We start from the raw sequence: 13,217 nt of genomic DNA, 5'->3' as shown, positions 1-13,217 counted from the left end.
CTTTAGAAGAGCACCGCTTTTTTCATGAAATGGAAAACATCTCTTACTTTCGTTTTTAATATGAAAATAAATGTGAATTCATACTAGATATCGGGTAATGTTATAGCATATTTCGTTTTTTAGGAAGGCTTGCGAAAGGAGGAGTTCCGGTGAAACGGATGGTTCAAAACATCTACCCTACCGTCGCATTCTACTTAGCCATTACGTACATGATACTCTGGCTATTGCCACAAGACCGCTCGTTACAACTCTCAGCAGTCATTAGTTTGACCGGTTCTTTTATGATTTTCTTACTTAGTAGATCGAAGGCTTTCAAACAACCTTCCCTTCCGTACAAATGGTTATCTATCGCCTTCTTCTCGTATTTTTTGGGCGATTTCCTGAATATGATGGGACGTTTCTTTCAATGGAACGATGTCAATCTGAACGTTTTGCTGGATTTACCTTATACGATTCATTTAACGATGATGGTCGTTTTCTTTTTCAGACAATTGGATTTAACATTATTCAAAAAACAAAAGTTATTGATTCTTGATTCCTTGACCTTGTTCACCGTTTCAATGATTGCTGGATATATCGCCATTTTTCGCTTTGTTCCCTCTTATACACGAACGCTACTCGAGCAAATCAGCTGGACATTTTATGCTTTCTTGACAATTTTATTGACGCTTTTCTTTTTTTTACTCTATGCGTCTGGTTTAAGACGGAACGTATCAAGATCAGGATTCATTTTTCTCGTACTCGGAACGTTCATTCTCGGCATGACGAACTTCGTGTTTTATACGTTGCTATTAAACGGTGAACCACGAATAGCGGGTCACTTGCTTCCGTTATATCCGCTCAGCGGACTCTTCATCCTTGCCTTCATGAACACGCGCGCCCTTCCTATTAGTCGTGAGCAGCAAGCGAATCTTATTCGGGTCGAGACGCTTACGCGTTCTTTAATGGCTTACATCTTATTATCTGCGCTGATTCTTTACATTACATTCTTCCCAGTCTCTCGAACCTTCTTCTTATTATCTGTCGGAATTACATTTTTATTATTTTTAACACGACAGCTTTTTTCATACCGGGAGAATCTTCGGTTGTTACAGGAAACAACGACATTACAAACGAATCTAGAAGATATCGTCCATCAAAAAACAGATTTGCTACAGTTGCGCGAAAAAGAACTGACATCACTTTTTTTGTCTTACCCAGAAATCGTTCTTGAAATCGATGACATGCATCAGATTCGATCCGTCAATCCAGCCGCTGCAGCAGCAGGATGGAATGATCTACCGCTCGGACCGAGTCAACGCCTACAACTTGATCGACTCATTCCGTTGCTTCAACAAAAACAGTTGACCTATCCCGCTCACCTCCTACATGTACCTGCTACGGAGGAACATCCAGAAATCTTTTTAAATACGACAGTCATCGATATTGCAGATCAACAACGCTATTTCGTCATCTTGGCGGATGTCACGGAAGACTATCAGCAGGAAGTATGGCTAGAACGTATGGGGTACCATGATTCGCTCACTCGTTTACCAAACCGTCGTTACTTCGAGGAACAACTGTACCTGACTCTTCCGACGTTGGAAAATGGCTCCTTACTGTTCATTGATTTGGACGGTTTTAAACACATCAATGACACCTATGGACATGATGTCGGTGATTTACTGCTACAAGAAACGGCAACGCGTCTGCAATCGATGACGACCACAACTGATTTTGTCGCACGCCTTGGCGGAGATGAATTCTTGATCTTCATTCAGGCATCTGCTGCGGAAACTCGGCAGTTTGCCGAACACGTTCTCGAAGTCCTGAATCATCCATTTTATATCAAAACATATACACTTCGTGTCACACCATCTATCGGAATTTCCTTATATCCTGAAGACGGTAAGAGCTCAGAACAATTATTGATTCGGGCAGACGAAGCCATGTACCATATCAAGAAGAACGAGAAAAATAATTATATGTTCGCAGCCCACATTAAACGTTAGGAGGGATTCCATGATTAAATCAAACTACTTCATCCGTTGGTTCCCTGCCATGCTCGTCATCTCTTTTGCTCTAATGATCCTTGCTACATGGACTCCTTCCATCTCTAATCGGATCGTCGAACAGGTACTTCAGTATGTATCACTTGGATTGATTGCTTACTTCATTCTTACGGCTTATCGTAAGGAACAAACATTAGTCGTACCTAGACGAAAGTTTTGGCTTATTGCTTTAGGGTCACTGGTTTTATCCTGTATCGGTTCCGTTCTTGAGACGTTACGTTTCTTCGATCCAGACTTTCCAGTTCCATCTATTTATAGCTTGATTTTATTTTCAATCTCCCATTACGTATTCCTATACGCGATTTTTTACCGAATCATCACAAAACGGACACTCGGACAACATGTACTCGCTTTCGTCGATGCTGCAATCATCGTCGTTTTCATAGCACTTGTCGCATTTCATGTCCTCAATGAACTGACGAATCCTGGCCTCCAGACTGTTCCTTATGCCATCATCGTCATCACGAACACATCACTCGGTTTGTTCGTTTTCTTCTATTTTACGTTCATCCAAGAGACACATTGGGTCTCACGAATGGCATTATTTTTATTATTCTTATCCATTTTCATTCGTGGTATCTATGAAGTCTCTAGTGTCTACTTCCCGGACTTTTCAGCGGATTATCTGTTGTTCTTCCCGATATTGATCCGTTTGGCACAAAGCGCAGCTATTCTATGGCATGTTGATCATATTGAAGAAGGAACTGCACGAACGACTGTCATTCCCCGTTCGTGGCTTCCTTTATTGGCTGTTCCTTTGTTCATCCATTACATGGTGGAACAAGAAGGTGGAAAACTTGACATCTTTATCATCTTATTCTTGCTAATCGTTCGACAAATCTTGATTGCCCGTCAGCATGGATTGATTGTCGCACAATTACACGAACGAAATGAACAACTCGCTTCACGCATCGAACATCGAAAACAACAAATCCAAGATAGTGAACAACAGGTCATTCCACTCTTCCTCGGTCATCCTGATCCGATGATTCGACTTGATCAGTCCGGCACTGCGCTATACGCGAATTTAGCTGCTCAACGTCTGTTTCATTTGCCAGATATGACAATTGAACATGTTCCTCGTACGATGCGTCATTTGTTAGAGACGCTCGAAACGAAAGTTGACGAATATGAGGATGAACAAAGTCGACGCTATGAAATCATTGATATTCCGATTCAAATCGCCGCTACCTCGATGGGACGATTCACGATTTTACATGATGTCACAGAGCGTAAAATTCGTCAAAAGAGAATCGAATATCATGCCTACCATGATGCTTTGACTAGTATCGGCAACCGTCGTTCCTTAGAACGAGATTTCTCAAATCAACTACTCAAGATGAGTTATCTTGCCTTAGTCGACTTAGATGGATTCAAGCAAGTCAATGATACGTATGGTCACGAGGCAGGAGATTATGTATTGATCGAGGTTGCGAAGCGATTGAGCGACCATACGAATTCCTCAGAATCGGTGTATCGCCTCGGTGGAGATGAGTTCGCGATCCTCTTACACGCCGATGATGAACTGTCCTTACGTCGAAAATGCAAGTCCTTCTTGCAATTTTTAAGACGTCCTTACGTCTATAAAGGACAATCCTTATTCGTTTCCGCAAGCATTGGTGTGACCTCGTGTCATAAGGCTGATCTTGAAACATGCTTAAAGCAAGCCGATCTTGCCATGTATCGCGTGAAACATCGGGATAAAAACGATGTCGCCCTATATCGAGCAGATTCATGAAAAAAACCTAGAATACGTTGACCATAATCGGATCATGTATTCTAGGTTTTTTCGATTATTCTTCTGGTCTTGGTGCAATATTGCCTTCTTCGATATCGAGGAGTAAGTCGATCAATTCCGCACAAAATTCAGGATACTGACGAAGCAAAGCGTCTTCTCCCACTTCATCCACGAAGTCCGTCAACAAAGCAAGAACTTCTGGTACTAATGCGCGTGCTACCTTCATGTAGGCAATCGCAAAGCGCCACTTCGCAGAAATATAGAGCAGTTTCCCAATCAACAGATCCCCCGGTTCGACTTCAATCTCCGCCAAATCGGTTTGATACGTCTGTTTTGACATTAAATCAACGACACCATCCGCCTCGACTTGAAATAGCGAAGGCATCGGGTCGGCTAATCCACGCAAGGCGCGATAGAGACTAGGTGATAGCTCTTCTTTTACCTGCTCGAGAAACCGACCGTGTGGTGTTTTTCCTTGATCATCCGTTTCATAAAAGATCGCCCAGTCAACGAACAAGTCTCGGAACAATTCAGCATCTTTTAAATACCAACGTCCTTCCGTCGCAATTTCTTCAATGAAAGCGACCCAATCCGTACTCCGCGCTGTCGCTGCTTCTTGATACATTTTCTTCAAGGCTGCGTTCATTTCCGCTTCAGAAACCGTCGTCGGAAACGGAATTACTTTTCGATCGTTCTTCATTTCGATCGCCCTTTCCGGTGAGGAGTAGCCGGTCTTTTAATCGTCTGAGGTGCTGTGAATTCACGTTTCGGAATGACTTCCCCACGGTAAATTTCCATCGCTTCCATCTCGACTCCCATTTGCTTCGCAAGTGTTTTTAAGTGTTTTAAGTCTTGATCCGTAACAAGAGCAAGTACCATACCGTTTGCGTTTCCACGTCCCGTCCGACCTGAACGGTGTACGAAATCGTCAAGCGACTCCGGCAAATCATAATGGACGACATGCGTGACTGCTTCGATATCTAACCCACGTGCCGCAAGACCTGTCGTGACGAGTAAAGGAAACTCTCCCTTTTTATAAGAACGCAATGTCTCCATCCGCTCTCGTTTGCCTTTTTCAGCGTCTAAAATCCGGTATTTCAATGAGAATTTACTCAACTCGCCATTCAATGGTCCGAGGAAGGAACGGTTATTGATGAATGTCAGTACTTTTGATCCTTGCATGTTCGCCAGACGACGTAACAATTCCGGCTTCTGACGGCGTGAAGTCTCCAAATAACCGAATGTCACTTGTGTGCTGACGGCACGCTCAACTCGAATCGTCTCAGGGTTGTTTGCAAGCGTCCGTCCCCATTCCGCTGTTCGTTCTGGTAATGTCGCTGAGACGAATGCTAACTGACGATCGCGTAGTGCACTGTTTGCGATTCGCGTCGCCGAGTCACTCATACCACTCTCATAGATTTGATCCGCTTCGTCCAAGACGATCAATTTCACCTTATGCATCTTCAGCTTCTTCGAATCGATCAACTCGACAAGGCGCCCCGGTGTTCCGACGATGATTTGCGGTTTTTTCTTCAATCGTTCATATTGTCGTTTTAATTCAACACCACCAATGAATGCACCGGATTTGATACCACTTCCTTGAGCAAACAATTGAATGACTTGATGAATTTGCATGACGAGTTCCCGTGTGGGTGCCGTGATCACGACTTGCACGTGAGGTTCTTCTACTTCAATCTTTTCTAAAGCTGGAATGACATAGGCTAGCGTCTTCCCTGTTCCTGTCGGCGCTTCAGCAAGGACATCTTTTCCTTCGCGCAACAACGGAATCGCTTGTTCTTGAACAGGCATTAACTCGGTAAAGCGCGCCCGTTCCCATGCTTCCTGTAAAAATGGTTTTGTAAAGTTCATATCGATTTCTCCTACTCTCTTAATTCCATCATGCCGTTACGTATTCGACATGATCTCCTGATACATCACGGTATCCCCGTAATGTCTGTGTATATTCATTTCCTGCGTCGAGCAATCGAATATGGAATCGAATCTCGCTTTCACCGGCTTCTTCTTCTAAAATTTCGAATCCTTGGATGACACGATCCTGTAATTCTGCAGCGAGTGCCGGGTACTCCGCAAGACTCGCATACGTCGCTTTTACGTCAACCGGACGACGAACAAGCGCAATCCAATACGATTCATCATAGCCGATAAAGTCTTCATAATCAAAATCATCTTCAAACCGAATCCAGAATCCATCATTTTCGAATTCCGTGATCATTCCCGTTCGCGTTGAACCGTCCGATCCGATTTTCAGCGAGACCCAGTCTCCTGACTGATACTCTCCTTGTTGTGTTAATGATACATACTCCATTTGGCACACCTCCACGTTCTATATTCCCTTTTTCATTGTCAACGATACGTCCTAAAAACACAAGATGCCGTAACGTGACATTCCTCACAGTTTCAACTGTTCTAGTAGACCTTTTTCAAATCAACTCATACAGTTTCTAAAAAACCTTGGATTAGCAGTCTCAAACTGTTTTTCGTGAACTATGTTCATATGAATACAGAAATAAGGAAAGCCCGTCATATCAACGTTTGTTCACTTGTTAAAACATTCACATGAACGTAAAGGGAATCTCTCTTTCCTTTTGTTACACTATTCACATAAGGAACTGATCATTAGCTCAATATTAAAGGAGTGGTATCCATGTTATTAGAAAAAACAAGTGCCTGGACAAGCTTTACGTCCGGTGAATGGGTAAAAGCGATCGATGTCGCAGATTTCATTCGACTCAACCGCACGGAATATACAGGAGATGATCACTTTTTAGTCGGTCCGACGCAAGCGACGGAACGGCTCTGGCAACAAATTCTACAGCTGACGAATGAAGAACGCCAACGTGGTGGTGTGTATGCGGTCGATGCCAAGACACCCTCAACGATCCTATCACATGATGCAGGGTATCTTGATCTCTCCCTTGAAAAAATCGTCGGTTTACAGACAGACGAACCGTTTAAACGTTCGATTCATCCGAACGGTGGGATTCGGATGGTGAATGATGCCTTAGCTGCGTATGGTTTTGAAGCAGACGAGACTGTGACGAAAACCTTCAGCGAATACCGGAAGACACATAACCAAGGGGTTTTTGATGCTTATACCCCTGAGATGCGCGCCGCGCGTAAAGCCGGTATCATCACCGGATTACCAGATGCTTACGGACGCGGACGGATCATCGGTGACTATCGTCGTGTCGCTTTATATGGAACAGCGCGCTTGATTGAAGATCGGAAGCGGGACTTAAAGGCGCGTGGTGGATTCCTCTCTGAATCGATGATCCGCGACCGCGAAGAGATGAATGAACAATTACGTGCGTTGAAGGAGCTAACTGAGCTTGGAACTCGCTATGGTTTTGACCTGTCGCGTCCGGCGGAAACCGCACAGGAAGCATTCCAGTGGGTCTACCTTGCTTATCTCGCTGCCATCAAGGAGCAAAACGGAGCAGCCATGTCACTCGGTCGCGTCTCGACGTTCCTTGATATTTATGTCGAACGTGATCTTGCGACAGGTCGATTGACCGAAGAGACCGCACAAGAACTCGTCGATCATTTCGTCATGAAGCTTCGGATCGTTAAGTTCTTACGGACACCGGACTACAACGATCTGTTCTCAGGTGATCCGACGTGGGTAACGGAATCCATCGGTGGAATGAGTGAAGATGGGCGATCAAACGTCACGAAAAGTTCATTCCGCTTCCTGCACACGCTCTCGACACTCGGTCCGGCGCCGGAACCGAATCTAACCGTTCTCTGGTCTACTCAGCTTCCACGCGGATTCAAGGAATTCTGTGCGAAGATGTCGATCGTATCGAGCTCGATTCAGTATGAAAACGATGATTTGATGTTACCGGTTTATGGAGATGATTACGGCATCGCTTGCTGTGTCTCCGCGATGCGAATCGGGAAACAGATGCAGTTCTTCGGCGCACGGGCAAACCTAGCAAAAGCATTACTCTATACGATCAATGGCGGAATGGACGAGAAGCTCAAAATTCAAGTCGCCCCAGCAAGTCCATTGATGCTTGATGAAGTACTCGATTACGAAACCGTTATGGCGGCTTATGATCGTCAACTCGATTGGCTCGCAGAACTGTACGTCAACACATTGAATGTCATCCACTACATGCATGATAAATACAGCTACGAACGGATTGAAATGGCGTTACACGATCCGGAAATCTTACGAACGATGGCATGCGGTATCGCTGGTTTGTCGGTTGTCGCTGACAGTTTATCTGCCATCCGTTACGCAACAGTTCGTCCAATCCGAGATACGGATGGGATTGCAGTTGATTTCAAGATCGAAGGCGAGTTTCCGAAGTTCGGGAATAACGATGAACGGGTGGATCAGATGGCGGTCGATCTCGTCACACTGTTTATGGAGAAAATTCGTAAACATCCAACGTATCGCAATGCCCTCCCGACACAGTCTGTTCTAACGATTACTTCAAACGTCGTCTATGGTAAAAAGACAGGAAATACGCCAGATGGACGCCGTGCGGGTGAACCATTCGCACCGGGTGCTAATCCGATGCATGGACGTGACACTAGAGGAGCTGTCGCCGCACTGACATCTGTCGGAAAATTACCGTATGAACATGCGCTCGATGGTATTTCGTACACGTTCTCGATCGTTCCAAAAGCACTTGGTAAGGATGAGGCCACACGTATTCGCAATACGGTCGGATTACTTGACGGATATATGGGTGGTACGACTTCAAAGGGACACCATTTGAATGTTAACGTCTTTGACCGTGAGACGTTACTCGATGCCATGGAGCATCCAGAACAATATCCGCAGTTAACGATTCGGGTATCCGGTTATGCCGTCAACTTCATTAAACTGACGCGTGAACAACAGATCGACGTCATCAATCGAACGTTCCACGGTTCTCTCTAAAATGATGTGTAGTATGTGAAAGGAAGTGAGCAGGATGACCTATGGTATGATCCATTCCGTTGAGTCATGTGGAACAGTCGATGGTCCTGGCATTCGATTCATCGTCTTTACGCAAGGATGCCCACTACGGTGTCAATACTGTCATAACGTAGATACATGGGAGTTCGGTTGCGGACGGCGTGTCTCAGCAGACGAAGTCGTAAAAGAAGCGATCAGCTATCGCTCCTTTTTCGAGGCAACGGGTGGCGGAATCACCTTCTCTGGAGGTGAACCACTCGCTCAGCCAGAATTCTTGGAGGCTGCTTTAACAGAAGCGAAGCGGCATGGACTGCATACGGTCATCGATACCGCGGGATCCGTCGTCCCGAAAAACATCGATGCCATTCTCGATGCGACGGATTTGGTACTGCTTGATATTAAACATATCGACGATGCCGCTTGTCGCGTCTTGACTGGACGAAGTAACGCTAATACACTCGCCTTCGCAAAACGCCTAGCCGAGCGAAACATTCCGGTCTGGATTCGCCATGTCCTCGTTCCAGGTATTACGATGTCAGAACATTTCCTACGTCAGACCGGCGAGTTCATCCGGACGCTCGGAAACGTCGAGCGCGTCGAAGTACTCCCGTATCATCAACTCGGTGTCTATAAGTGGGAAAACCTCGGTCTTGCCTATCCGTTAACTGATGTACTTCCCCCTTCATCAGAAGAAACGGATACTGCGCAAACACTACTTGAATCGTACTTGTGTTAACGTTTCCAGTTTGTTACAATAACGCCATAGACTATGAACAGGAGGTACAACACCGAAATGAAGCAATCACTCGTACACGTCGCTTGATGAATGAAATCATCTCTTTCGCAATGCAGTTGCGGATGTCTGACGCTACGAGTCTGCTCTTTTTCGGTGTGACCAGTCTTCGGTCATTGCCTTCTTTGAGTTACACTCCTGCACACCATCCGCTCGCTTCGGATGGTGTGTTTTTCATTTCATCTTATCGGAAATGAACGCTAAAGGAGCTGCTTTTATGCCTACTGAAACACTTACGATTCAACACCTATCGATGGACTACGACGAACGACGTCTTTTTTCAAATGTCTCTTTTCATATTCATGCTGGCGAACATGTCGCTCTGATTGGTCCGAATGGCATCGGAAAAACGACACTGTTACACTTGATTGCTGACCAACTTCAGCCGACTGACGGTTCGATCAAGCGTCATTACAAACAGCTTGGTCTCTTATCCCAACACTTCCTGCCCGGTGATAGAACCGTTCTTGATGTCGTCGAACGAGCAGATGCGGTTCGTTATCAACTTCGCGCTAATGCCATGAATGGTGACTTGACCATCTATCAACAAGCACTCGATCAGGACGCTTTCTCGCTTGAAGCAGATGCAGCACGTGTCTTAAAAGAAGTCAAATTAGAGGAAGTGCTTTGGACACACAAAGTATCGAGTTTAAGCGGTGGTGAACAAACACGCCTCCAACTTGCCTGTCTACTTCTGTCACGACCTGATTTCATCATTCTCGATGAACCGACGAATCATCTGGATCAAGAGACACTCGAGTGGCTCACGGAGTGGGTCAACACGTCACGTACCTCGATTCTCTATGTCTCACACGAACGATTCTTCATCGACGCAACGGCTGATGCCGTCATTGAATTATCCGAATCAGGGGCAACACGATACAGCGGAAACTATCAGTCCTATAAAGAACAAAAAGAGCATCAAGCTTTGTCGCAGCAACGCGCGTACGAAAAACAAGAACGTACCCGCAAAGAGCTGACACGCATGATTCAAGGATACCGGCAATGGCACCAAAAAGCTTCGAATCAAGCCGGCGAACGAGATCCGTACGCAAAAAAGAAAGCTGCTAAACATGCGACGAAAGTCAAAGCAAAGGAACAACAGCTCGAGCGTCTACTCGAGGATCGTGTACAAAAACCACAAGTTGCACCGACTGTTCACGTCGCATTCGAACATGAAGCGATTCGTGCGAAGCGAATGCTTTCGTTCGAACGTGTCTCGTTTAGACACGCGACGAAATCGATCCTAAACGATATTTCGTTTACGGTAGAACGTGGCGATCGAATTGCTGTCATCGGACCGAATGGAAGCGGGAAAACGACCTTACTACGACTCATCGAGGGTGAATATGCCCCTCATCAAGGGAATGTGATCCGCCATCCTCGATTGAAGACCGGTTATTTTTCACAAGCCCTTTCCCATTTACCGGCATCAGGGACGTTGTTAGAGGCACTGCTCGAGCTCGGTACGATGAGTGAAACGGATGCCCGGACATTGCTTGCCTGTTTTTTATTCCGGCGTGATGATGTCTACCGGTCGATTGCCGACGCCAGTATGGGTGAGAAATGCCGGATTGCCTTCTTACGCCTATATTTTTCTGGTGCTCACTTGCTTATCCTCGACGAACCGACCAACTATTTGGATCTTGCGACTCGTGAACAAATCGAAGCCGCACTCGATGTTTTCCCTGGTGAGCTCCTCTTCGTCTCTCACGATCGTTATTTTACTGATCGGCTGTCGAATCGGACGTTTGATTTAACGACTGGATTCAACGATCATCCGGTCGGAACAGCCACGGTACGAAACGCGCGCCGAAGTGACCCTGAAGCGATTCAATCCGACTTACATCGTCTTGATGCTTTAACGGGTAACGTGCCGTTCCATACAGAAACAAATGATTCACTTTCAGAAGAATAACGAGAAAAAGCATCTGCATAGAAAAAGAGACTCCTTTTTCCGTTGCAGATGCTTTTCATATTTCAATCGTATTATCGCTTTTGATACTTCACTTTCGTATGCGCTTGAGCCTGCTTGTGGATTTTTTTCCACTTTTCTTTCTCCGCCGCCTGCAACGCTACGTTTTGCTTGCGTTCCGCATAGGCGATTTCTCGTTTTAGCTTGACGAAGCTGTTCCAGCGCTCAGCAGCTAGTGTGCCATCTTCTAAAGCTATCCGAACGGCACATCCTGGTTCCTTATCATGTTCACAGTCTCGGAAACGACAGTTTTCAGCAAGCTCCTCAATATCGGAAAACGTCGACGATAAACCGTCACTTCCATCCCATAAGGCCAATTCTCGCATTCCCGGTGTATCGACGAGCAATAGACCGTTCGATAGTCGTTTCAGTTCGCGATGCGTCGTCGTGTGACGTCCACGTTCATCATCTTCTCGTACGCCACCCGTCTCCATTAACTGTTCTCCAGCTAAAGCATTGACGAGCGTCGACTTTCCGACGCCGGACGATCCGACTAACACGATCGTCTGCTTGATTTGTAACTGTTCACGCAACTCCTCTAATCCGTCACCCGTCAAAGAATCAACGGCAAGGATCGGTGTTCCGAACGCGATTGCTTCAACAGCCTGCAGTTTCGTTTCAATCGACGGCATCAAACTTTTTTTCGTCAGGACGATGATTGGTGTCACCCCTGCGTCCCAAGCAACCGTTAAATAACGTTCCAGTCGACGGACGTTGAAGTCATGTCCAAAAGCCATGACGAGCAAGGCGACGTCGACATTCGCGCAGATGATTTGTTCCTCGGTCTCCGTTCCTGCCGCTTTTCGGGAAAATTGAGAAGATCGTGGCAAGACACGTTCGATCCGTCCCTTCCCCGGTTCTCGTTCTGTTTGGATGATCCAGTCTCCAACCGCCGGCAATTCAGCTTTCGTTTCCGATTGAAAACGCAACTTACCAGACAGTTCACTTAGCGATTCTCCTGTTTCCGTCATGACTCGATAATGTGTTTGATAGACGGCTGTGATTCGTCCTAATCGTTCTGTTCCTATCGTTTCGTAGACAGGTGGTGTACCCCATTCGTTCAAATGGTTTCCTCCTCTGGTTTAAGGGAGGGAAACCCCTCCCTGGTTTCCGACACATGTTACTTGGTTTACGTTGATTGTTGCACTCATCAACATCACTCCTCTCGATTCGATTCCCTTATAGAGTATCACATGAATCATTAGTCCTGATAGCGCTTCCCTTAAAGTCAGACCTTTTCTCCGCCTTAAGCCCGAGAGCAAATACGGTCCAAAGAGTGTCGTCGGAATAGAAGTACTCCCGTATCATAAAGGTATCAACACAAGGGAGGCTTCCTCATGAAGCAATCGAAAGGAAAACAATTGGTGATGATTCTCGCCGGACTGGCGTTACTTGCCGTCGTCATCGGAACATTACCGCATATGATCGGACTTGGCTTAGGGGCGTTACTCGCGTTCTACTCGATCAGCAAATTCATGCAATCGAACAAATGGCCAGCGAAACTCGGCTTCGGATTTCTAGCAGCCATCGGAATCGGACTTGCCCTCTCGAACATCTGGGCAGTCATTGGAATTGCAGCAGCCATCGCACTGTACGTCGGTTACATGCGTATGAAACTACAACGTGTCAATGTCCAAGATCTCTTTAACCGTCGCCGTACATCAACGACGCATTTCGAAGCAGACTGGAAAGACTTAGACGAAAAACGATTCTAAATTCAAAGGAAT

Annotated in this window: 10 protein-coding genes; 6 read left to right on the top strand and 4 right to left on the bottom strand. The window is 45.9% G+C overall.

Annotated features, from left to right (window positions below; all coding sequences use genetic code 11):
* The first annotated feature begins 158 nt into the window (after positions 1-158).
* Together ACHWTJ_RS01080 and ACHWTJ_RS01075 are read left to right on the top strand one after the other, a co-directional pair.
* Positions 159-1,991: a GGDEF domain-containing protein gene (locus ACHWTJ_RS01080; protein WP_294743752.1), complete on the top strand. Its 1,833-nt coding sequence runs from the start codon at positions 159-161 to the stop codon at positions 1,989-1,991.
* A gap of 10 nt (positions 1,992-2,001) precedes the next feature.
* Positions 2,002-3,789, top strand: a complete 1,788-nt coding sequence (locus ACHWTJ_RS01075) for a GGDEF domain-containing protein (protein WP_294743674.1) — start codon at positions 2,002-2,004, stop codon at positions 3,787-3,789.
* Positions 3,790-3,844: 55 nt separating this feature from the next.
* On the opposite strand, the gene ACHWTJ_RS01070 is transcribed toward ACHWTJ_RS01075, so the two are convergent.
* From ACHWTJ_RS01070 to ACHWTJ_RS01060, 3 genes are read right to left on the bottom strand one after another with little or no spacing between them, the layout of a single operon-like run.
* Positions 3,845-4,489: a hypothetical protein gene (locus tag ACHWTJ_RS01070; RefSeq protein ID WP_394678965.1), complete on the bottom strand. Its 645-nt coding sequence runs from the start codon at positions 4,487-4,489 to the stop codon at positions 3,845-3,847.
* Positions 4,486-5,658: a DEAD/DEAH box helicase gene (locus ACHWTJ_RS01065; RefSeq protein WP_023467266.1), complete on the bottom strand. Its 1,173-nt coding sequence runs from the start codon at positions 5,656-5,658 to the stop codon at positions 4,486-4,488. The genes ACHWTJ_RS01070 and ACHWTJ_RS01065 overlap by 4 nt, the downstream gene beginning before the upstream one ends.
* A 28-nt stretch (positions 5,659-5,686) precedes the next feature.
* On the bottom strand, positions 5,687-6,115 hold the full coding sequence (locus tag ACHWTJ_RS01060; RefSeq protein ID WP_394678964.1) for a hypothetical protein: 429 nt from the start codon (positions 6,113-6,115) through the stop codon (positions 5,687-5,689).
* A 339-nt stretch (positions 6,116-6,454) separates the two neighbouring features.
* On the opposite strand from ACHWTJ_RS01060, the gene pflB reads away from it, so the two are divergent.
* The 3 genes from pflB to abc-f all read left to right on the top strand — a co-directional run bounded on the left by pflB (position 6,455) and on the right by abc-f (position 11,433).
* Positions 6,455-8,704: a formate C-acetyltransferase gene (gene pflB, locus ACHWTJ_RS01055; RefSeq protein WP_394678963.1), complete on the top strand. Its 2,250-nt coding sequence runs from the start codon at positions 6,455-6,457 to the stop codon at positions 8,702-8,704.
* 34 nt (positions 8,705-8,738) lie between these two features.
* Entirely contained in the window at positions 8,739-9,458 is a 720-nt protein-coding gene (gene pflA, locus ACHWTJ_RS01050; protein WP_023467263.1) for a pyruvate formate-lyase-activating protein, read from the top strand.
* 274 nt (positions 9,459-9,732) lie between these two features.
* Positions 9,733-11,433 carry a ribosomal protection-like ABC-F family protein gene (abc-f, locus tag ACHWTJ_RS01045; RefSeq protein ID WP_394678962.1) on the top strand — a complete coding sequence of 567 codons (1,701 nt, stop codon included), beginning with the start codon at positions 9,733-9,735 and terminating at the stop codon, positions 11,431-11,433.
* Between the two features lie 71 nt (positions 11,434-11,504).
* Here the strand turns inward: abc-f and rsgA are convergent, their stop codons facing one another.
* On the bottom strand, positions 11,505-12,554 hold the full coding sequence (gene rsgA / locus ACHWTJ_RS01040; RefSeq protein WP_294743662.1) for a ribosome small subunit-dependent GTPase A: 1,050 nt from the start codon (positions 12,552-12,554) through the stop codon (positions 11,505-11,507).
* A 273-nt stretch (positions 12,555-12,827) separates the two neighbouring features.
* Between rsgA and ACHWTJ_RS01035 the strand changes: the two genes are divergently transcribed.
* A complete protein-coding gene (locus ACHWTJ_RS01035) occupies positions 12,828-13,205 on the top strand; it encodes a hypothetical protein (RefSeq protein ID WP_023467260.1) in 378 nt (125 codons plus the stop codon).
* The last annotated feature ends 12 nt before the right edge of the window (positions 13,206-13,217 follow it).

This window comes from uncultured Exiguobacterium sp., from assembly GCF_964277885.1.
Classification (GTDB): Bacteria; Bacillota; Bacilli; order Exiguobacteriales; family Exiguobacteriaceae; genus Exiguobacterium_A.
Note: the sequence above shows the minus strand (reverse complement) of the source record. Positions and strands in the feature narration are given on the sequence as shown.